Origin of the sequence: Nocardioides aequoreus (assembly GCF_000720335.1) — a bacterium.
Taxonomy (GTDB): Bacteria; Actinomycetota; Actinomycetes; order Propionibacteriales; family Nocardioidaceae; genus Marmoricola; species Marmoricola aequoreus.
This window is the reverse complement of record NZ_JOJN01000003.1, coordinates 213,855-235,081: the sequence shown is the minus strand read 5'-3', so window position 1 is coordinate 235,081 and position 21,227 is coordinate 213,855. Positions and strand designations below refer to the sequence as shown.

General features: G+C 74.6%; 12 protein-coding genes. 6 read left to right on the top strand and 6 right to left on the bottom strand.

What is annotated here, in order from left to right; translation table 11 throughout:
- Positions 1-180 precede the first annotated feature (180 nt).
- Genes glgX through treZ form a run of 3 tightly spaced genes read left to right on the top strand, consistent with a single transcriptional unit; the run spans position 181 to position 6,369 of the window.
- Entirely contained in the window at positions 181-2,385 is a 2,205-nt protein-coding gene (glgX, locus tag IG63_RS0107510) for a glycogen debranching protein GlgX (protein ID WP_030483761.1), read from the top strand.
- Positions 2,378-4,633 carry a malto-oligosyltrehalose synthase gene (gene treY, locus IG63_RS0107505; RefSeq protein WP_245604360.1) on the top strand — a complete coding sequence of 752 codons (2,256 nt, stop codon included), beginning with the start codon at positions 2,378-2,380 and terminating at the stop codon, positions 4,631-4,633. The genes glgX and treY overlap by 8 nt, the downstream gene beginning before the upstream one ends.
- Positions 4,630-6,369, top strand: coding sequence for a malto-oligosyltrehalose trehalohydrolase (gene treZ / locus IG63_RS0107500; RefSeq protein WP_030483759.1), 1,740 nt, complete (start codon positions 4,630-4,632; stop codon positions 6,367-6,369). Before treY ends, treZ begins: the two co-directional genes overlap by 4 nt.
- Positions 6,370-6,473: 104 nt before the next feature.
- Here the strand turns inward: treZ and IG63_RS0107495 are convergent, their stop codons facing one another.
- Complete coding sequence (locus IG63_RS0107495; RefSeq protein WP_036194696.1) at positions 6,474-7,808, bottom strand: dicarboxylate/amino acid:cation symporter; 1,335 nt, start codon at positions 7,806-7,808, stop codon at positions 6,474-6,476.
- A gap of 123 nt (positions 7,809-7,931) precedes the next feature.
- On the opposite strand from IG63_RS0107495, the gene IG63_RS0107490 reads away from it, so the two are divergent.
- From IG63_RS0107490 to IG63_RS0107480, 3 genes are all read left to right on the top strand, one after another.
- Positions 7,932-8,840 (top strand): M15 family metallopeptidase, encoded by a 909-nt coding sequence (locus IG63_RS0107490; RefSeq protein ID WP_084596807.1) that lies wholly within the window; start codon positions 7,932-7,934, stop codon positions 8,838-8,840.
- A 109-nt stretch (positions 8,841-8,949) separates the two neighbouring features.
- Positions 8,950-9,981: a hypothetical protein gene (locus IG63_RS0107485; protein ID WP_157210066.1), complete on the top strand. Its 1,032-nt coding sequence runs from the start codon at positions 8,950-8,952 to the stop codon at positions 9,979-9,981.
- A complete protein-coding gene (locus IG63_RS0107480) occupies positions 9,978-11,030 on the top strand; it encodes a hypothetical protein (protein WP_157210065.1) in 1,053 nt (350 codons plus the stop codon). The genes IG63_RS0107485 and IG63_RS0107480 overlap by 4 nt, the downstream gene beginning before the upstream one ends.
- A gap of 6 nt (positions 11,031-11,036) precedes the next feature.
- Here the strand turns inward: IG63_RS0107480 and IG63_RS0107475 are convergent, their stop codons facing one another.
- The 5 genes from IG63_RS0107475 to recC are packed head-to-tail and all read right to left on the bottom strand — an operon-like array spanning position 11,037 to position 21,211.
- Positions 11,037-11,690, bottom strand: a complete 654-nt coding sequence (locus tag IG63_RS0107475) for a CE1759 family FMN reductase (RefSeq protein ID WP_030483754.1) — start codon at positions 11,688-11,690, stop codon at positions 11,037-11,039.
- Positions 11,687-12,706 carry a CE1758 family FMN-dependent luciferase-like monooxygenase gene (locus tag IG63_RS0107470; protein ID WP_084596806.1) on the bottom strand — a complete coding sequence of 340 codons (1,020 nt, stop codon included), beginning with the start codon at positions 12,704-12,706 and terminating at the stop codon, positions 11,687-11,689. Before IG63_RS0107470 ends, IG63_RS0107475 begins: the two co-directional genes overlap by 4 nt.
- Before the next feature lie 56 nt (positions 12,707-12,762).
- Positions 12,763-14,604: an exodeoxyribonuclease V subunit alpha gene (gene recD / locus IG63_RS0107465; RefSeq protein ID WP_084596804.1), complete on the bottom strand. Its 1,842-nt coding sequence runs from the start codon at positions 14,602-14,604 to the stop codon at positions 12,763-12,765.
- Positions 14,601-17,894: a UvrD-helicase domain-containing protein gene (locus IG63_RS0107460; RefSeq protein WP_030483751.1), complete on the bottom strand. Its 3,294-nt coding sequence runs from the start codon at positions 17,892-17,894 to the stop codon at positions 14,601-14,603. Before IG63_RS0107460 ends, recD begins: the two co-directional genes overlap by 4 nt.
- Positions 17,891-21,211, bottom strand: coding sequence for an exodeoxyribonuclease V subunit gamma (gene recC / locus IG63_RS0107455; RefSeq protein WP_030483750.1), 3,321 nt, complete (start codon positions 21,209-21,211; stop codon positions 17,891-17,893). Before recC ends, IG63_RS0107460 begins: the two co-directional genes overlap by 4 nt.
- Positions 21,212-21,227 lie beyond the last annotated feature (16 nt).

Sequence of the window (21,227 nt, the reverse complement as noted above, 5' to 3'; positions counted from 1 at the left end):
CGAAACATCCGTCAGGGCTGACTTGTGCCCGCGCGTCTGCGACGGCGGCGGGCCCGGGCGGCGTACGGCGTCCCGGCGTGATCGACGTCTCCCGGCCGTGAGGCGAGGCATCATCCGGGTACGACGCGGGCGACCTTCCGGTAGTTTGATCGTTCCAATCGCAGTACTGAGGAGCCCTTCGTGGACGTCTGGCCCGGCAAGCCCTATCCCCTCGGGGCCACCTTCGACGGGAGCGGCACCAACTTCGCGATCTTCAGCGAGGTGGCCGACAAGGTCGAGCTCTGCCTCTTCGAGGTGGGACGGCGCGGCAAGGTCACCGAGACCAAGGTCGAGCTGACCGAGGTCGACGCCTACGTGTGGCACGCCTACCTCCCCCAGGTGCAGCCGGGGCAGCGCTACGGCTACCGCGTGCACGGTCCGTGGGACCCCGAGGCGGGCCAGCGCTGCAACCCCAACAAGCTGCTGCTCGACCCCTACGCGAAGGCCACCGCCGGCGAGATCGACTGGGACCAGTCGCTCTTCGGCTACACCTTCGGCGACGAGGACTCGCGCAACGACGAGGACTCCGCGCCGCACATGACCCACGGCGTGGTCATCAACCCCTTCTTCGACTGGGAGGGCGACCGCCGGCCGGACACGCCGTACGACGAGACGGTCATCTACGAGGCGCACGTCAAGGGCCTCACCCAGACCCACCCCGACGTGCCGGAGGCCCAGCGCGGCACCTACGCCGGCCTCGCGCACCCGGCGATCACCGACCACCTCACCAAGCTCGGCATCACGGCGATCGAGCTGATGCCGGTGCACCAGTTCGTGCAGGACAGCACGCTGCTGGAGAAGGGCCTGCGCAACTACTGGGGCTACAACACCCTGGCCTTCCTGGCGCCGCACGCCGAGTACTCCTCCATCGCGCAGAGCGAGCAGAGCCTCGGCCAGCAGGTGCAGGAGTTCAAGTCGATGGTCAAGGCGATGCACGCCGCCGGCATCGAGGTCATCCTCGACGTGGTCTACAACCACACCGCCGAGGGCAACCACCTCGGCCCGACGCTGAGCTTCCGCGGCATCGACAACGCGGCCTACTACCGCCTCGTCGAGGACGACCAGAAGTTCTACATGGACTACACGGGCACCGGCAACAGCCTCAACGTGCGCCACCCGCACTCGCTGCAGCTGATCATGGACTCGCTGCGCTACTGGGTGACCGAGATGCACGTCGACGGCTTCCGCTTCGACCTCGCCTCGACCCTGGCCCGCGAGTTCTACGACGTCGACAAGCTCTCGACCTTCTTCGAGCTCGTGCAGCAGGACCCGGTGGTCAGCCAGGTCAAGCTGATCGCCGAGCCGTGGGACATCGGCCCCGGCGGCTACCAGGTCGGCAACTTCCCGCCCCAGTGGACGGAGTGGAACGGCGCCTACCGCGACACCGTGCGCGACTTCTGGCGCGGCGAGCCGAGCCTCGGCGAGTTCGCCAGCCGCCTGTCCGGCTCCTCGGACTACTACGAGCACTCCGGACGCCGCCCCGTGGCGAGCATCAACTTCGTCACCGCCCACGACGGCTTCACGCTGCGCGACCTCGTCTCCTACAACGAGAAGCACAACGAGGCCAACGGCGAGGACAACAACGACGGCGAGAGCCACAACCGGTCGTGGAACCGCGGCGTCGAGGGGCCGACCGACGACCCCGAGGTGCTCGCCCTGCGGGCCCGCGGGCAGCGCAACTTCCTGGCCACGCTGCTGCTCAGCCAGGGCGTGCCGATGATCCTGCACGGTGACGAGCTCGGCCGCACGCAGCAGGGCAACAACAACACCTACGCCCAGGACTCCGAGCTCAGCTGGATCGACTGGGACGACGTCGACCTGCCGCTGATGGAGTTCACCCGCGCCGTGTCGCGGCTCCGCGCGAACCACCCGACCTTCCGCCGCAAGCGCTTCTTCACCGGCACCACCGTGCGCACCGGCGGCGAGGACGACCGCCTCAACGACATCGTCTGGCTCGACGCCGAGGGCCACGCGATGGAGTCCGACGACTGGGAGCAGGCGGGCCACGCCATCGGCATGTGGCTCAACGGCCACGGCATCGCCGGCAAGGGTGCCCGCGGCGAGACCATCGTCGACGACCACTTCCTCATCTACTGCAACGCCGACGGGCCGCTGACCCTGACGCTGCCGCCCGAGGAGTTCTCCGCCGCCTGGGACGTCGTCATCAACACCGGCGGCAACGCCGACGACAGCGACGTGCTCCAGGCCGGGCAGACCTTCGACCTCGCGACGCACGCGATGCTGGTGCTGCGCGAGCACTCGGCCCCCGAGGCCGAGCCGGACCACTCGGTCGCCGCCTCCGTGGCGGCGTACGCCGAGAGCACCCGGGGGCGTGCGCGTGGCTGAGGGAGCGGCGGGTGAGGTGGTCGGTCGCCGTACGCCGGCGTCGACCTACCGGCTGCAGCTGACGGCCGACTTCACCCTGCACGACGCCGCCGACGTGCTGCCCTACCTGCACGACCTCGGCGTCGACTGGGTCTACCTCAGCCCCGTGCTCGCCGCCGAGCCGGGCAGCACCCACGGCTACGACGTCGTCGACCCCACCCGGGTCGACGACGAGCGCGGCGGCGAGGCGGGCCTGGCGGCCCTCAGCGCCGCGGCTCGACACCTCGGCATGGGCGTGCTCGTCGACATCGTGCCCAACCACGTGGGCGTCGCGACGCCGTCGGCCAACCCGTGGTGGTGGGACGTGCTGAGCCACGGGCCCGGCTCGGCCTACGCGCACTTCTTCGACGTCGACTGGGAGGCCGGCAACGGGCAGCTCCTCGTCCCCGTCGTGGGCGACGACGACGAGGACGCCGTGGTCGTCGTCGACGGCGAGGTGCGCTACCACGACCACCGCTTCCCGATGGCACCCGGCACGAGCGCGCTCGAGGAGCAGCACTACCGCCTGGTGAGCTGGCGACGCGGCGACAGCGAGCTCAACTACCGGCGCTTCTTCACCATCACCACGCTCGCGGGGGTGCGCGTGGAGGAGCCCGACGTCTTCGACGCCGCCCACCGCGAGGTGGGTCGCTGGTTCGCCAAGGACCTGGTCGACGGTCTCCGCGTCGACCACCCCGACGGCCTGCGCGACCCCGGGGGCTACCTCGACCGGCTCGCCGACCTGACCGGGTCGGCGTACGTGCTGGTGGAGAAGATCCTCGAGGGCGAGGAGCCGCTCCCGGCCACGTGGGCGACCGCCGGCACCACCGGCTACGACGCCCTCGCGCTCGTCGACCGCGTGCTCACCGACGCCTCCGGCGAGGAGCCGCTGACCGCGCTCGACGGCCGGCTGCGAGGCGCGGCCGACTGGGAGCAGCTGGTGCACGACCGCAAGCGCGCGGTCGCCGACGGCGTGCTGCTGGCCGAGACCCGGCGGATCGTGCGCGAGCTGCCCGACCTCGTCGGCGCCCAGCCGGGCATGGCCGACGCCGTGGCCGAGGTGCTCGCGTGCTTCCCGGTCTACCGCTCCTACCTGCCCCAGGGCGCCGCCGAGCTCGACCGCGCGCTCGGCACCGCGCACCAGCGCCGCCCCGACCTGGCCGACGCCTTCAACGACCTGGCCCCGATCCTGCGCGACCCCGCGCAGCCGGCCGCGCTGCGGCTGCAGCAGACCAGCGGCATGGTGATGGCCAAGGGCGTCGAGGACAACGCCTTCTACCGCTGGTCGGCGCTGACCTCGCTCAACGAGGTGGGCGGCGACCCGGCGCACTTCGCGGTGACGCCGACGGAGTTCCACAAGCGGATGGCGCAGCGGCAGGCCTCCTGGCCCGACGCGATGACCACCCTCTCGACCCACGACACCAAGCGCAGCGAGGACGTGCGCGCCCGCCTCGCGGTGCTGGCCGAGGCGCCCGCGCTGTGGGAGCAGGCGCTCTCGCGGCTGCCCGCGACGCCCGACGGCGGCTTCGGCAACCTGCTGTGGCAGGCGGCGTACGGCGCCTGGGGCCTCTCGCGCGAGCGGCTCCACGCCTACGCCGAGAAGGCGATGCGCGAGGCCGGCGAGCACACCACCTGGACCGACAACGACGACGCCTACGAGGCCGCGGTGCACGCGTGCGTCGACGCGGCGTACGACGACCCGGCCGTGCGCGAGGTGCTCACCGACCTCGACGCGCGCCTGGGCGGCGCCGGCGAGGCCAACGTGCTGGCGGCCAAGCTGCTCTCGCTCGTGATGCCGGGCGTGCCCGACGTCTACCAGGGCAGCGAGCTCGGCGACCGCTCGCTCGTCGACCCCGACAACCGCAGGCCCGTCGACTTCGCGGCCGCCGCCACCTCGCTCGCGGCGGGCGACAACGCCAAGCAGCGGGTCACCGCGACGGCGCTGCGGCTCCGGCGCGACCGCCCCGACCTCCTCACGACGTACGCCGCGCTCGAGGCGACTGGCGACTCCGCCGACCACGTGCTGGCCTTCGACCGCGGTGGCGTCGTCGCCGTCGTGACGCGGCTGCCCCTCGGGCTGGCCGCCACCGGCTGGGGCGACACCGAGCTGCCGCTGCCCGAGGGACACTGGAGGGACGCGCTCGGTGGCACCACGGCCAGCGGCTCGGTCGCCGTGGCCGACCTGCTCCGCGACCTGCCGGTCGCGCTGCTCGTGAGGGAGGACGCATGACGGGTGGACGCTTCGACGTCTGGGCGCCGGACGCCGAGCGGGTGCGGCTGAGGCTCGGCGACGGGCGCACGGTCGCGATGAAGCGCTCCGCCGACGGCTGGTGGCTGCCGGAGGAGCCGGTGCTCGACGAGGTCGTCGACTACGGCTACCTGCTCGACGACGACGAGACCCCCCGGCCCGACCCGCGCTCCCGCTGGCAGCCGGGCACGGTGCACGAGCTCTCGCGCACCTTCGACCCCCACGACTTCGCCTGGACCGACCAGGCCTGGACCGGCAAGCAGCTCGCCGGGTCCGTGGTCTACGAGCTCCACGTCGGGACCTTCACCCCGGGCGGCACCCTCGACTCCGCGATCGAGCGGCTCCCCCACCTGGTCGACCTCGGCGTCGACCTCGTCGAGCTGCTGCCGGTCAACGCCGTCAACGGCACCCACAACTGGGGCTACGACGGCGTGCTCTGGTACGCCGTCCACGCGCCGTACGGCGGGCCCGCGGCGTACCAGCGCTTCGTCGACGCGTGCCACGCGCACGGCCTCGGCGTGGTGCAGGACGTCGTCTACAACCACCTCGGGCCGAGCGGCAACTACCTGCCGCTCTTCGGGCCCTACCTCCACGCCACCGGCCACAACCCCTGGGGCGCCGGGCTCAACCTCGACGGCCCGCACAGCGACCAGGTGCGCCGCTACATCCTCGACAACGTGCGGATGTGGCTGGAGGACTACCACGTCGACGCGCTGCGGCTCGACGCCGTGCACGCGCTCGCCGACACCTCCGCGACCCACCTGCTCGAGCAGATGGCGATCGAGGTCGACGCCCTGTCGGCCCACCTGCGGCGGCCGCTGACGCTGATCGCGGAGAGCGACCTCAACGACGCCCGCATGGTCACCCCGCGCGAGGCCGGGGGCACGGGCGTGCACGCGCAGTGGAGCGACGACTTCCACCACGCCGTGCACGTCGCGCTCACCGGTGAGACCAGCGGCTACTACGGCGACTTCGCGCCGCTCTCGACCCTGGCCAAGGTGCTCGAGCGCGGCTTCCTGCACGACGGCACCTGGAGCTCCTTCCGCGGGCGGCGCCACGGCCGTCCCGTCGACACCGCGGCGATGCCCACCTGGCGGCTGGTCGTGTGCAACCAGAACCACGACCAGGTCGGCAACCGCGCCACCGGTGACCGCCTCGCCGCCACGCTCGACGACGACCGGCTGGTGATCGCCGCGCTGCTGACCCTCGCCGGCCCCTACACCCCGATGCTCTTCCAGGGCGAGGAGTGGGCGGCGTCCTCGCCCTTCCAGTTCTTCACCAGCCACCCCGAGGAGGAGCTGGCGGAGGCCGTGCGCCAGGGGCGCCGGGCGGAGTTCGCCTCGCACGGCTGGGGCGAGCAGGAGGTCCCCGACCCGCAGGACCCCGCCACCTTCGAGCGCTCCAAGCTGGACTGGTCGGAGCTGACCGAGGGCCGCCACGCCGTCGTGCTCGACGCCTACCGACGCCTCGGCGCCCTGCGCCGCGAGCTGCCCGACCTCACCGACCCGTCCTTCGGCTCGGTCTCTTGCGACGTCGACGAGGACGCCCGGGTGCTGACCGTGCGTCGTCGCGGCGGCACGCTGCTGGCCGTCAACCTCGGCGACGCCCCTGCCGAGCTGCCCGCCGACGGCTCGCTCGCCTTCACCACCCCCACCGCCGCGACCCTCGCCGACGGCGTCCTCACGCTGCCCCCCGGCACCGCCGCCCTGCTCGCGTAGGTCGCCTGGTGCTGGCAGAGTCACTGGTCAACCAGTGACTCTGCCGCTTCGCCAGGGTTGTGTCCGTGGCGAAGCGGCAGGCTTCATGGCGAAGCAGCGCGGTGTCAGGCGGCCATGGCCCGGTCACCGATCGGGTCGGAGGAGTTGGAGCCGTTGTACGTCGCCTCGTCGAGGATGCCCTCGCGCTTGGCCACGATCGTCGGCACCAGCGCCTGGCCGGCGACGTTGGTCATGGTGCGCATCATGTCGAGGATCGGGTCGACGGCGAGCAGCAGGCCGACGCCCTCGAGGGGCAGGCCGAGCGTGGTCAGCGTCAGCGTGAGCATCACCGTGGCGCCGGTGAGCCCGGCAGTGGCCGCGGAGCCGACCACCGAGACGAAGGCGATCAGCAGGTAGTCGGTGACCCCCAGCTCGACCCCGAAGAACTGCGCGACGAAGATCGCCGCCAGCGCCGGGTAGATGGCCGCGCAGCCGTCCATCTTGGTGGTGGCGCCGAGCGGCACCGAGAACGACGCGTAGTCGCGGGAGACGCCGAGGTTGCGCACGGTGACGTACTGCGTGAGCGGCATCGTGCCGACCGACGAGCGTGAGACGAAGGCCAGCTGCAGCGCCGGCCAGGCGCCGCCGTAGAACTTCAGCGGCGAGAGGCCGTGGGCCCGCAGCAGCACCGGGTAGACCACGAGCAGCACGATCGCGCAGCCGACGTAGACGTCGATGGTGAAGACCGCGAGGGGGCCGACGAGGTCCCAGCCGTAGGTCGCCACGGCCGAGCCGATCAGGCCGAGCGTGCCGATCGGGCTGAGCCGGATGATCCACCACAGCACGGTCTGCACCACGGAGAGGAAGGACTCGGCGAACTGGCGGAAGGGCTCGGCCTTCTCGCCGGTCTTGAGCACCGCGGCGCCGACGAGCAGGGCGATCACGATGATCTGCAGGATGTTGAAGTCCATGCCCACGGAGCCGTCGTCGCCGACGCTGCCCGAGAGCCCGAGGATGTTGCTCGGCACGATGCCGCTGATGAAGTCGAGCCAGGAGCCCTGCGTGCTGGGCTCGGCCGCCTGCGAGGCGTCGACGCTCGTGCGCAGGCCGGGGTTGGTCAGCAGGCCCAGCGTGATGCCGATGACCACGGCGATGGCCGAGGTGATCGCGAACCAGATCAGCGTCTGCGTCGCCAGCCGGGCGGCGTTCGTGACCTCGCGCAGCCTCGTGATGCTCACGACGATCGCGAGGAAGACCAGCGGCACCACGACGGTGAAGAGCAGCGAGACGAAGCTGCCGCCCAGCAGGTCGAGGAAGGTGACCAGGCCGCTCACGTCGTAGGCGCGGGCGACCCAGCCGAGCACCGCCCCGAGCGCGAGCCCGAGGAAGATCTGCGCCCAGAAGGGCACCTGGGGGATCTTGCGGCGGCGCTCGGCGCCTGCGGGGGTGGAGGTGGCCACGGTGGAGCTCCTTGCGCGAGAGACAAAGTAAAGCGAGTGACTAGACTATGGTGCGCGGTCTGCGGACCGCGCACCCGGGGACAACGGCACGGCCGCCATGGACCTTCCCGGCACACTGGCGGGATGCGTGTCTCGTGGGTCACGACGCCGCTCGCCGTCGCGCTGCTCCTCGCGGGCTGCGGGCGTACGCCGAACGCTGCCCCGGTCGAGACCCCGGCGAGCTCGCCCGACGCGTCCGTCGAGACTACTCCCTCCGTCGCGCCGTCCTCGCCGGTCGAGTCCTCCCCGCCGGTCGAGCCGTCCTCGCCGGTCGAGCCCGTCGAGACCCCGACCCCGCCCCCCTGGCTTGGCACGCGCGAGCTGCCCCTGGCCGCCAACGGCTTCGGGGAGGCGCGCCGCACGCCCCCGGCGCTGCGGGAGCGGGCCTTCACCCTGCCCGACACCGTCGAGCCGCTCCCGGGCGACGGCTTCGCCAGCGACGTCGTCGCCCCCGCGCCGCAGCGCGTGGTCGCCCGCTCGACCTGGCAGCCGGCCTGCCCGGTCGGCCGCGACCGGCTGGCCTGGGTCCGTGCTGCCTTCCGGGGCTTCGACGGCCGGCGCCACACCGGTGAGCTGCTGCTCGACCGCGGCGTCGCCGCCGACGTGGTGCAGGTCTTCGACCGGCTCTGGCGCGCCGACTTCCCGCTCGAGGAGCTGCGCATCACCCGGCGCGACGAGCTCGACGCGCCCCCCACGGGCGACGGCAACAACAGCGGCGGCTTCGTCTGCCGCCCCGTCGTCGGGGGGACGACGTACAGCCAGCACGCCTACGGCCTGGCCGTCGACCTCAACCCCTTCCAGAACCCCTACACCAAGGGCGACGTGGTGCTCCCCGAGCTGGCCTCGAGCTACCTCGACCGCGACCGCCGGCGGCCGGGCATGTACGACGCCGACAGCGTGGTGGTGCGGGCCTTCGCCGAGATCGGCTGGACCTGGGGTGGCACCTGGCGCACGGCGCAGGACCGGCACCACTTCAGCCTCACCGGAGGCTGACGCCGCGGGCGGGGGCCGGGTCACCGGCAGGTCACGATCCCGTGCAGGTCGTGTGCAGGAGGCCCCACGCGCGCCCGCGCGGGTGTTCACTCGCCCCCAGGGGGTAGCGATGCGACGACGAGTGGTCGGCCTGGTGGTCTCGGCCCTGGCGCTGGGCGTGGCACTGGGCGGCTGTGGTGACGACGCTCCCGCCACGACCTCGCCGCGCGAGCCGCGCTTCGCGGAGCCGCGCCCCACCTGGGTGCAGGACACCACGCTCCACTACGGTCGGCAGAGCTTCGAGGTGCCCGAGGCCGAGCGGGCTTGGCGCACGACGTACGGCGTGGTGCTGGCGCTGGAGGACAGCCGCGACAGTCGCTACGTGCTCTTCGACGGCGACGTCACCGTGGCGCTGCCCGGCTCACCGGCCTCGCTCGAGATCTCGCCCGACGGCCGCTACGCCGGCTGGATCGACCAGCGCCGGGTGGTCGACGGCGACGGCGTCGCGCAGGCCGTGGTCACCGATCTGCGCACCGGTCGCGAGGTGGTGCGCGACGACCGGATGATGGGCCAGGACCAGCTCGAGATGCTGACCGAGCTCTACGCCGAGCTGCCGCCGTCGTTCGCCGGCTTCGACGCGGAGCACGGCTACTGGAACCCGCCCACCGGCGAGCCCGACATGCTCCGCGTCGACCTCGCCACGGGCGAGGTCTCCGCAGGCAGCGCGCCTGTCGGAGACGGGCTCTCCGGTCCGCCCGTCCGGCTGGCCGACGTCGGCGGCATCCCGCAACGTCCCGACTGGGGCCCGGCGCAGGAGCTGCCGACGCGGGACGGCCTCTCCGGCTTCGCCTCCGTCGACGGCCGCTGGTGCGTCACTGACGGCGATCCGGGACGGCTCGAGGTCGACTCCTGCGAGGCGGGCGAGCCCGCGACACCGGACTATCCTCCGGGACAGGTCCGCTTCCTCGGCTGGGCCGGACCCGACGCTCTCACCGTGCTGGTGTGGCAGGGAGAGACGCCCGTCGAGGAGGGCGCGGAGGACACGACCACCGGGGTGGTCGCACGGTGCGAGCTGCCCGCCGGAGCCTGCAGCGAGGTCGCGCGGGTCGACCGCACGGCCTCCCTGCTGGGCGCCACCGGCGAGGCGGGTGCAGCGTGGTGACCACGGCGCGACGGCCCCTCGCCACCCTGGCCGCGCTGCTGCTCCTCGTGGGGTGCGGTGACGCTGGTGGACTGCCCCGGGGCGGCGAGCGGGCGGCGTACGCCGACGGAGAGCTGACCTGGGTCTCCCAGGACGACGACCGCGCGACACTGCACCGCGGCGAGCAGGAGCTGCCGCTGCCGTCGTACGTCGAGGAGCTGGCGCCCACGGCGTACGGCTACCTGGTGCGGCACCGCACCGGTCCCGACGTCGACGCGCCCTCGCGGCTGGTGCTGGTCGACGGCGGCGACCCCGAGGTGGTGCACGGTGACCCCTCCGGGGCGCGGGTCTCGCCCGACGGGCGCCACGTGGGCTGGATCGACCACCACGGGCCGCGGCGGGTCGGCTACCGGCTGGCCGAGGCGGTCGTGGTCGACCTGGCGACGGGCGAGGAGGTGCTCCGCGACCACGACGACATGGGCGGCTGGTTCGACCAGGACCTCTACGGCAACCAGTGGGCGACCTTCCTCGGCTTCGACGCCGACGGCGCCGCCTACTGGGAGACCGCCGAGGCGGACGACGACGGCACCCGGGTGCGGCGCCTCGACCTGGCCAGCGGCGAGGTCGAGGTGGTCCAGGACGACGCGGAGCGGGTGCTGCGCACGCGGGTGCTCGACCCGGCGACCGGTCTGCGGACCGGCCTGGGCGAGGACGGCAGACCCTCGCCGGGCGGCGAGGGCGTGCTCGGCTTCGTCTCCGCCGACGGCCGGTGGTGCCTCGGCGACGGCGCCTTCGGGCCGCTGCCGGTCACCGCGTGCCGCTCCGGCGCGCGCGTGACACCGGACTACCCCGCGCGGGAGCGGCGCTTCGCGGGCTGGACCGAGGACCCCGACGAGTTCTGGGTGCTGGCCACCGACGGTGACGGCCTGCAGTCCTTCGTGCCGCCGGACGAGCCCGACGACACCCGTGGCGTGCTCGCCCGCTGCCGGTTGCCCTCGGGCGCGTGCACGGTCGAGCGCCGGGTCACGCGCCTGGGCAGCGTCGTGCTGCCCGGCTCGTCGTCGTACTAGCCGGGGTCAGGAGCGACGGAGCAGGTCCTCGAAGGAGCCCATCGCCGCGACGTCGCGGTCGAAGGCGTCGAGCCGCTCCTCGCGGGGGCGCGCGGTCACGAGCGCGACCAGCTGCTCCGCGGCCCGGGTGACCCGCTGGCGCAGCGCGGTCTCGCCGCTGCCCCCGGCCCAGTCCTCGCTGGCGGCGAAGACACCGGTGGGCACGACCAGTGCGCGCAGGTAGCCGAAGAGCGGCCGCAGCGCGTGGTCGAGCACCAGGCTGTGCCGGGCGGTGCCGGCGGTCGCCGCGACGAGGACGGGGGTGCCCTCCAGCGCCCCGGCGTCGAGCACGTCGAAGAAGGCCTTGAAGAGCGCGGAGTACGACGCGGAGTGCACCGGCGTCACCGCGATCACGGCATCGGCCCCGGCGACGGCGGCCAGCGCCTCGGCCAGCTCGCCACTCGCGAAGCCGGTGAGCAGGGCGTCGGTCAACGCGTGGGCCAGCGGCCGCAGCTCGACGTGGGTGGTGCGGGCCTCGAGGGCACCGTCGTGCGCGGCGACCGCGGCCTCGGTCAGCATGCCGGCGAGCAGGGTGCTGCTCGACTGCTCCGAGAGGCCGGCGCTGACCACGACCAGGTGCCGGGCGCTCGGGCCCGACGGGACGGGGTGGAGGTGGCTCATGCCGCCACCTGGCCCAGCTCCGTGCGCAGCCGGCGCACGACCTCACCGAGGTGGTCGAGCTGGCGCAGCACGGTGGGCAGCGGCAGCCCGGCGTGGTCGACCAGGAAGAGCTGGCGCTGGTAGTCGCCGGCGTACTCCCGGAAGCCGAGGGTGCGCTCCACGACGTCGTCGACGGTGCCGACGGTCAGCGGCGTCGCCGAGCTGAACTCCTCCAGCGACGGACCGTGGCCGTAGACCGGCGCGACGTCGAAGTAGGGACGGAACTCGCGGAAGGCCTGCTCGCGGGTCTCCGCGATGTAGACCTGGCCGCCCAGACCGACGACCGCGTCCTCGGCCCGGCCGTGGCCGTGGTGCTCGAAGCGCTGCCGGTAGAAGTCGACCATGCGCTTGGTGTGCGAGGCCGGCCAGAAGATGTGGTTGTGGAAGAAGCCGTCGCCGTAGTAGGCCGCCTGCTCGGCGATCTCGGGGCTGCGGATCGAGCCGTGCCAGACGAAGGGCGGCCGGCCGTCGAGGGGACGCGGCGTCGAGGTGAAGCCCTGCAGCGGGGTGCGGAAGCGCCCCTCCCAGTCGACCTCCTCCTCGCGCCAGAGGCGGTGCAGGAGCGCGTAGTTCTCGACCGCCAGCGGGATGCCGTCGCGGATGTCCTTGCCGAACCACGGGTAGACCGGGCCGGTGTTGCCGCGGCCGAGCATCAGGTCCATGCGGCCGTCGAGCAGGTGCTGCAGCGTCGCGTAGTCCTCGGCGATGCGCACCGGGTCGGTCGTGGTGATCAGCGTGGTGCTGGTGGAGAGCTTGATCCGCTCGGTCTGCGCCCCGATGTAGGCCATCGTGGTGGTCGGCGAGCTCGCGACGAAGGGCGGGTTGTGGTGCTGGCCCACCGCGACGACGTCGAGACCGACCTCCTCGGCCTTCTTGGCGATCGCGACCTGCGCCCTGATGCGCTCGTGCTCGGTCGGCGTCCTGCCCGTGGTCGGGTCGGTCGTGACGTCACCGACGCTGAAGATCCCGAACTCCATGAAACTCTCGCCTCCGCTGAGAAGTAGTTGTCGCTTCAACAGTGTGCGGTACGGCGCTATTCCGGCGCCACCGGCAAGCGTGCCAGCGTCGCCCGGAGGCGCTCGGCCAGGCCGCTGGCACGCTGCACCCGGCGCTCGATGCCCGCGCGCACGGCGGCCTCGGTGCCGACTACGCGCACGCGCCGCTGGGCCCGGGTGACCGCGGTGTAGAAGAGCTCGCGGGTGAGCAGCCTCGACTCGGGCTCCGGCAGCACCACGCTGACGGTCGCGGCCTGCGAGCCCTGCGACTTGTGCACCGTCATCGCATGCACGGTCTCGACCCCGGAGAGCCGGCTGGTGGCGAACTCGCGGGGGCCGCCGGGCAGGTCGACGACCACGCGCAGCCGGCCGGCGTCGTCGCCCTGCGCGTCGCGCACCGCGACCCCCATGTCGCCGTTGTGCAGCAGCTGGTCGTAGTCGTTGGCCGTGACCAGGACGGGACGGCCGGAGTACCACTCGTCGTACGTCGGCCCGAGGCGCTCTCCGACGAGACGCTCGACCAGGCGGTTCCAGCCACCGACGCCGTAGGGGCCCTCGCGATGGGCGCAGAGCAGCCGGTGCTCGGCGAGCGTGGCGAGGGCCGAGGGTCGGTCGCCGGCATCGCCGGCCAGGCGCAGCCGCACGGCCACGTCGGCGACGTCGTCGCGGAAGGCCTGGGAGGCCTCGTGGTCGGCGGCGTCGACCAGCTCGACCTCCGCGCCGCCGTCGCGCAGCGCCGCCAACGCGTCGTCGACCCGGCCGTCACGCAGGGCGTCGGCCAGGGCGCCGATGCGCTCGCCGAAGCGGTGGCGCTGCCGCAGCGCGGCGACCGGGGAGTCGGGGTGGCCCTCGAAGCCGGCGACGAGGTCGGCGAGCACCGCGCCCGCCTCGACCGAGGCGAGCTGGTCGGGGTCGCCGACGAGGAGCAGCCGGGTGTCGGGGCGCAGCGCCTCGAGCAGCCGGGCCATCATCGTGAGCGAGACCATGGAGGTCTCGTCGACGACCACGACGTCGTGGGGCAACCGGTTGCCGCGGTGGTGCCGGAAGCGCACCCGGCTGTCGGGCCGCCACCCCAGCAGCCGGTGGAGGGTGGCGGCGCGGAGGTCGCCCAGCCGGGCGCGGTCGACCTCGTCGAGCCGGGCGGTGGCCTCCTCGACCGCCTGCTGCAGCCGGGCGGAGGCCTTGCCGGTGGGCGCCGCCAGCGCCATCCGGGGCAGCCGGCCCGTGGCGAGCTCGTGCTGCTCGGCCAGCAGCGCCAGCACCCCCGCCACCGTGGTGGTCTTGCCGGTGCCCGGCCCACCGGTGAGCACCGTGGTCCAGCGGGCGGCGGCACCGCGGGCGGCTGCGCGCTGCTCGGCGAAGTCATGGTCGGCGTCGTCGACGAAGACCCGCTGCAGCCCCCGCTCGAGCACCGGCAGGTCGGGCTCCGGGGCGCGGCGGCGTACCCGGGCCACGAGGTCGTCGCTGACCTGCACCTCCTCGCGCCAGTAGCGGTCGAGGTAGAGGCGGTCGCCCTCCAGCCGCAGCAGCTGCTCGGCCACCAGCGGGCTCGCGGCCACGGCGGCGCGCCACGGGCCGGCCTCCGGCCAGGGAGGTGTGCCGCCGTCGGGCGGCGTCAGCGCAGGCACCTCCGCCAGGTCGAGGCAGACCGACCCGAGACGTACGGCGCGCACCGCGAGCGCCGCCGCGAGCAGCACCCGCTCGTCGCGCTCGTCGACCAGGCCGCCGAGGCGCCGGGCGACGTGGACGTCGGCGGCGGCGAGCACCTCGGGGTGGTTGAAGCCGCCGAGCAGGCCGGTGGCCGAGCGCACGTGCTGCCGGTCGTCGGGATCGACCCAGGTCACGGGAGCGGGGTCGACCGTCGTCGGCTCGGGGCTCATCGGGCACCTCCTGCCAGCAGCTCGGAGAGCTCCACGACCATCGCCGCGGGCGGGCGCCAGCTGAAGACACCGTGCGGCACGTCCTCGGTGCGCGGCGTCGCGGGCCCGCACATGCCGCGCAGGTAGAGGTAGAGGACGCCGCCCAGGTGGCGCTCGGGGTCGTAGTCCGCCACCCGCCAGCGCAGGTAGCGGTGCAGCACGGCGGAGTAGAGCAGCGCCTGGAGCGGGTAGTGGGAGTGCAGCATCGCCTCGGCCAGCTCGGGCGCGGCGTAGTCGTCGGCCGTCAGCGGCTCCCCCACGGTGCCGAGCCGGTTGGTCTTGTAGTCGACGACGACGAAGCGCGACCGCGCCGCGGAGCCGACCCGCAGCACCACGTCGACCGAGCCACTGAGGTAGCCCCGCAGCAGCTGCTCCCCGAGCGCCGGGGCCTCCAGCCGGTCGGCGTACGCGCGCATCGGGTCGGTGGCGGCGAGGTGACGGCGCAGCAGCGGCGCGAGGGCGTCGAGCCGCACCCGGGCGCCCGCCTGCTCGCCGCCCGCCAGCGGGATCTCGAAGTCGAGCTCGCGCAGCCGGTCGCGCAGCGGGATCCGGGCCAGCGTCAGGTCGTCGGCGAGGGGACCGAGCGGCGTGTGCTGCGAGGGCAGCAGCGCGGCGGCGAGCTCCTCGCTCGTCGTCGGCACCGACCACCAGCGCCGCTGCTCCTCGACCCGGGCGGTGAGCTCGGCCAGGAGGTCGGGGGCGTCGGGGTCGGCGTGCTCGAGGACGCCGTGCACCAGCGACCCGAGCGTGGCGCCGGCCGGCAGGGCGTCCATCGGCGAGGGCAGCTCGCGGCCGCGATCCCGCGGCGCCGCGGCCACCCCGGGCTCGTCGGCGGCGGCCTCCTCGTCGACGGTGCCCGCGACCTCGGGCTCGCTCTCCAGCGCCACCCGGGCCGCCTGCTCCTCGACCCGGATGAGCCCGGAGTAGGAGGTGCGCCGCCAGTCGGTGTCGAGGTCGCGGGTGAAGCCCCGGCTGGCCAGGCGCGCCGGCGATTCGGCGGCGGCGAGGGGGCGGGCGCCGGCGACGTCGGCGGACTCCACGGCGAGTCCCCCCGCCTCGACCCACGGACGCAGCCGCTCCCGGGCTCCGGCAGGCGCGGGCGTCTCGGGCAGCGACCGTGGCGTGGCGACGGCACCCGGGTCACGCCCGAGGAGCAGTCGCGACAGCCCGCCGTGCACGCTGTCGCGGGTCGGGGCCCACCACGCCACCACCTGGCACTGGGCCCGCGTGAGGGCCACGTAGGTCAGTCGCAGCTCCTCGCCGGCGGCCTCGGCCGCCGCGCGGGCGGCCGAGCGGTCGAGCACCCCCCCGACGTCGCGCGCGCGACGGTGCTCGTCGTCGTGGAAGAGCGGGACCCGCTCCTCGGGCAGCCACTTGTTGAAGGCCAGCGGCAGCATCACCACGGGGTACTGCAGGCCCTTGCTGGCGTGGATCGTGACGAACTGCACGGCGCGGGCGTCGGTGTCGAGACGGCGGGTGCGGGCGCCGCTGCGCGCCACCGCCTCGCGCTCGCGGCGCAGCCACTCCAGGAGGCCCGGCAGACCGAGCCGGTCGTGCAGCGCGACCTCGTGCAGCACCTGACCGAGGTGCTGGAGGTCGGTGAGCAGCCGCTCGCCCCCGGTGCGGCGCAGCACGCGGGCGCCCAGGCCGTCGGCGACGACGGCCTCGTGCACCGCCGCGATGCCGCGGGCGCGCACGAGGTCGAGCCACCGGCGGACCCGCTCGCCGACCTCGTCGGTGAGCGCCTCGCCGCCCGCGTCGAGCTCCTCGGCGGTGAGCCCGACGAAGCTGGTCAGCGCCACGGCGCGCACCCGCGCCGCGCGGTGGGGCTGCTCGAGCGCCTCCAGCAGGGTGAGCCACTCGTCGCCCGCGGCGGTGAGCAGCACGCTCGCGCCGCCGTGGACCACCGAGGGGATGCCGTGGTCGAGCAGCGCCCGCTGGAAGAGCTCGACGTGGCGCAGGCTGTAGAGCAGCACCGCGACGTCCTCGGCCCGCAGCGGGCGCCCGGCGTACGTCGCGCCGGAGCCGAGCAGCCCGGCCACCTCGGCGGCGAGGTCGCGGGCGATGTGCTCGCGGGCGACGTCGACGCCCAGCGACTCGCCGCGGTCGTCGACCAGCCGCAGCCGCAGCGGCTCCGGCCGGGGTACGCCGGCGAGCCGCGAACCCTGGTGCTGGGCCTGCACCGGGAGCACGGTGATGCGGGGGTCGCCCAGCTCGGCACCCCCGAGCACGCACTGCAGCGCGTCGACGAGCACCTGGTCGCTGCGCCAGTTGGTCGCCAGCGTGCGGTGGGTGCCGGCGGTGCCGCTGGCCTCGAGGTAGGCCGCCACGTCGCCGCCTCGGAAGGCGTAGATCGCTTGCTTGGGGTCGCCGATCAGCACCATCGTGGCGACGCCGGAGAAGGCGAGGTCGAGCACCTCCCACTGCACCGGGTCGGTGTCCTGGAACTCGTCGACCAGCACGAAGCGCCACCGCTGCCGCATCCGGGCCGCCGCCGGCGAGTCGGGCCGGCGCAGCGCGTCGCGCAGGCGCGTCAGCAGGTCGTCGTAGGAGAGGACGCCGCGGCGGCGCTTGCGCCGGTCGACCTCGGCGCGCACCGCCTCGGCGAAGGCCAGCCGCTGCTCGCCCGTGCCGCCGGGCTCGCCCCCGGCCACGAGGCGCGACTGCGGGTCACGCACCGCCTCCCGCGAGACCAGCAGCGCGACGTCGCGGGAGAAGGGTGGGGTCGAGAGACCGCCGAAGCGCGCCAGGAAGAGGTCGTCGACGACCTCGACCACGAGGTCGTCGAGGCTGGACTCGTCGACCAGCTCGGCCCCCGGCTCGGTGTCGCCGGCCACCCCGAGGGAGCGCAGCACCTGCTGGCAGAACTGGTGGGTGGTGGCGATGGTGGCGGCGTCGAAGTCGGCGAGCGCCTGGCGCAGCCGGTCGCGGCGCCGCGCGACCTCCTCGTCGGGGGCGTCGCGCAGCAGCGCCACCAGCGGCTCGACGGGCTCCGCGTCCGCGCCGGCCGCCTCGCGCAGGCCCTGCTCGGCACGGACCAGCTGCTCGCGGACCCGCTCGCGCAGCTCCTGGCTGGCGGCGCGGCCGAAGGTGATGACCAGCAGCTCCTCGAGCCGGGCGTGCCCCTCGGCCACGTAGCGGGTGACGAGCGCGCCGACCGCCCAGGTCTTGCCGGTGCCGGCGCTCGCCTCGAGCACGGTGGTGCCGGTGGGCAGCTCGCCGAGCGGGTCGAAGGCCTCGGGCGCGCTCATCCGCGGGCCCGCTGCAGGATCGGCGCCCAGACCCGCAGGGCGAGGGCACCGAGCCGGGTGTCCTCGCCCGCGCCATGGCCGACCGCCTCGCCCTCACGGGGCGGGCCCAGCAGCACGGCGAGGTCGGCGTCGGGGCCCCAGACCCGGCGGTGCGCCTCGTCGTCGCGCTCGGGGTTGAAGCGGTCGCGCGCCCACTCCTGCTCGGCCTTGGCCCGGCGGGCGGCGGGCCGGTGGCTCGCCCAGGCGTGCGCGGTCTTCAGCGGCAGCGGGAGCGGGCCGCGCATACCGGCGTCGTGGACGGCGACCAGGTCGCGCAGCAGCTCGCCGGCGTCGTCGACCGAGGCGAAGGCCGCGCGTGCCGTGGGCTGGTTGCGGTAGCGGCCGCGGCCCACCGAGCCGGCCGACCAGCCGCGCCCGGGGTGGGCGGCGCAGAGCGCGAGCAGCGGCACCCAGGCCTCGAGGTAGTGCTTGGGCCCGAGCCTGCTGAAGCTGTGGCGGACCAGCCGGGTGCCGTAGAGGTCGGTGACGGTGCCACGCAGCCGACGTCCCCCGCCGAGGTCGACGTCGACGTCGAGCGCGCCGGCGCGCTCACCCGCCCGGATGGTGTCGACCATCTCGGCGACCGGCTCGGCCTGCTCGCCGAGCCGCTTGGCCACCTGCCATCCCAGCCGACCGGGGGGCAGCACGCCCCGGCGCCACTCCTTGTCGCGGGCCTGCGCGAGGGTGCGGCCGAGCAGCAGGTCGGCCAGCAGCCGCTCGCCGACCTGCCACTGGCCGAGGCCGTCGAGGTCGACGGGCAGCCCGTCGCTGATCTCGTCGAGCTCGCGGGGCAGCGCGACCTCGAGCCGGCGGCGCCACAGCTCGCGCACGGGGTGGCGCAGGAAGCGCACCAGGTCGTCGAGCTCGACGTCGTTCTCCAGCGGGGGCAGCTCGAGGTCGGCGAGCCGGGGCGGGTCGTGACGCTCCCCCGCCGCGGCACGCGCAGCGGCCAGGGCGGCGCGGTCGAACGACGCGGGCGCCGTGGCGGCGAAGTTGCGCGCGTCGAAGGCCTGCAGCGGGTGGTGGCGCACCACCTGCTCCCGGACGCCGGGCCCCATGGCCGCGAGGGTGTCGAGCAGCTCCCCCAGCGGTACGGCGGGGGGCCGCGGTCGTCCGGTCGTCTCGTTGGCGCCGGTGTAGGTGACGACGAGGTGCTCGGTGGCGGCCAGCACCGAGTCGAGCAGCAGCTGGCGGTCCTCGCTGCGCAGGTCGCGCTCGCCGGTGACGGGCCGGCGCGCGAGGGCGTCGTCGCCGTCGGTGGCCCCGGTGCGGGGGTAGACCCCGTCGTCGAGGCCCAGCAGGCAGACCACGCGGTGCGGCACCGAGCGCATCGGCGTCATGGTGCAGACCGTCAGCGTGCCGGTGCGGAAGTTGGCCCGCGTCGGCCGCCCGGCGAGCCGCTCGGCCATGAGGGCGCGCACGTCGGGCAGGCGCAGCTCGGTGCCCGCGCCGGCACTGGCGACGAGGGTGGTGGCCAGCTCGCGGTGCACCTGCGCGGTCTGCCACTCCTCGCCGCGGGCCGGGGCGGTGAGCGCGCCGACGGCGTCGCCGAGCACGTCGAGCCAGTGCGCCACCGGCCGCGCCCCGCCGAGGTCGTCGGTCACGCGCTGCACCCGCTCCAGGGCCTCGGCGAGCCGGCCGGCGAGGTCGATGCTCGTGGAGCCGACGTCGTCGAGCGGCAGCGTGGTGCCGAAGTAGCGGCCCGCGTCGTCGCTGACCGCCACCCCGGCCAGCACCCGGTCGAGCCCGAAGCGCCAGGTGTTCTGCACGTAGTCGGCCAGTCCGAAGGCGTCGCGGTGCTCGGCGTCGAAGGCCCAGCGCACGCCGGCCTCCTGCACCCAGGTGGTCACGGTCTCGAGGTCGTCGTCGCTGAGGCCGAAGCGCCGCCGGACCGGCGCGGTGCCGAGCAGGTCGAGGACGGCGCTGGCCTCCGCGCGGCCGCCCGCGAGGTCGAGCAGGCGACGGACGACCTCGAGCAGGGGGTTGGTCTGCGTCAGGGACCGGTCGGCCAGCCGCACCCGCAGCGCGTGACCCGGGTGGTCGCCGATCTCGCCCATGCCGAAGGCCGCGGCGACGAGCGGTGCGTAGGCCTCGATGTCGGGGCACATCACGACCACGTCGCGCGGCTCGAGGGTGTTGTCGGCCTGCAGCAGCCCGAGCACGACCTCCCGCAGCACCTCGACCTGCCGCGCCGGGCCGTGGCACGCGTGCACCTGCACGGACGCGTCGTCGACGGCCGGCGGCTGGGCGGAGGGGGGCGCGTCGGCGGCCAGGTCGGCCTGGAGCCGGGCGAGCAGGGTGGAGGTCGTGCCCGGCGGGGCGTCGAGCGGGCCCGCGTCGTGGTGGGGCACGGCCTGCAGCGCCCGCTGCAGCTCGCGCTGGTCGCGACCCAACGAGGCGAGCAGCGGGTGGCACACCCGGCGGGTCGCGGGGTCGTCGTCGCGTGGCACGGCGCCGGCGAGGTCGCGCAGCGACTCCCAGAGGACGGGCGAGGCGTGGGGCAGCCACAGGTGCACCTCGCGGTGCTCGCCCAGCGCCGCGAGCAGCTCGACCTCGGTCGAGGGCAGCCGGGTGTGACCGAAGAGCGAGAGCCGCTCCGGGACGTCGGCGGGCACCTCGCCGGCGCGCAGGGACGCGCGCACCGCGTCGTGCCGCTCGACCGGGGACGGCGCCGCGACCCGCTCGAGCAGGCGCCGCCACAGCTCCGGCTGCCACGCCAGGTCGGGGTCGAGCGGGTGTCCGGTGCCGTCGCCCCCGCCGCCGGCCTCCCAGCCGGCGAGCAGGGCCGGTCGCTGCACGGCGTAGGCGGCGAAGAGCCGGGCCAGCCGACGCGCGACGGCGTAGCGCCGGCCGCGGCGCAGCTCGCCGGCCTCCCCCTCCTCGCCGGCACCGAGGTGGAGCGAGAGCGGTCGCGCCCAGGCCTCGCCGGCGCCGGCGTCGACGACCTCGAGCAGCGGCCAGACCATGGCGTCGGGCGACCAGGGGTCGTCGACCGCGCCGGCTCCCGGGTCGGCGGCGTCGCCGGCCCGGGTGCCGAGGAGCTCGCCGACCAGGCTCGCGGGGTTGCGCAGCCGCACGCCGGCGCAGACGCCGTCGCCCTCGCCGGGAGCGGCGCCGAGCCGGTGGGAGAGCCGCTGGGAGACCCACCTCTCGACGCCCTTGGCCGGCACCAGCACCAGCTCCTGGGCGAAGGGATCGGCCAGGGGCGTCGCGAGCAGCTCGGCCAGCCCGTCGACGAGCGCGTCGGCCCGCGTCGCACGGTGCAGGATCAGCGGCACGGAGGTCCTCGGGATC

Bases quoted from the DNA above. Each gene is read 5' to 3' on its own strand.
- treZ (WP_030483759.1), top strand. From the start codon at position 4,630: ATGACGGGTGGACGCTTCGACGTCTGGGCGCCGGACGCCGAGCGGGTG.
- IG63_RS0107475 (WP_030483754.1), bottom strand. From the start codon at position 11,690: ATGAGCCACCTCCACCCCGTCCCGTCGGGCCCGAGCGCCCGGCACCTG.
- recD (WP_084596804.1), bottom strand. From the start codon at position 14,604: ATGAGCCCCGAGCCGACGACGGTCGACCCCGCTCCCGTGACCTGGGTC.
- IG63_RS0107460 (WP_030483751.1), bottom strand. From the start codon at position 17,894: ATGAGCGCGCCCGAGGCCTTCGACCCGCTCGGCGAGCTGCCCACCGGC.
- IG63_RS0107485 (WP_157210066.1), top strand. From the start codon at position 8,950: ATGCGACGACGAGTGGTCGGCCTGGTGGTCTCGGCCCTGGCGCTGGGC.
- IG63_RS0107490 (WP_084596807.1), top strand. From the start codon at position 7,932: ATGCGTGTCTCGTGGGTCACGACGCCGCTCGCCGTCGCGCTGCTCCTC.
- IG63_RS0107470 (WP_084596806.1), bottom strand. From the start codon at position 12,706: ATGGAGTTCGGGATCTTCAGCGTCGGTGACGTCACGACCGACCCGACC.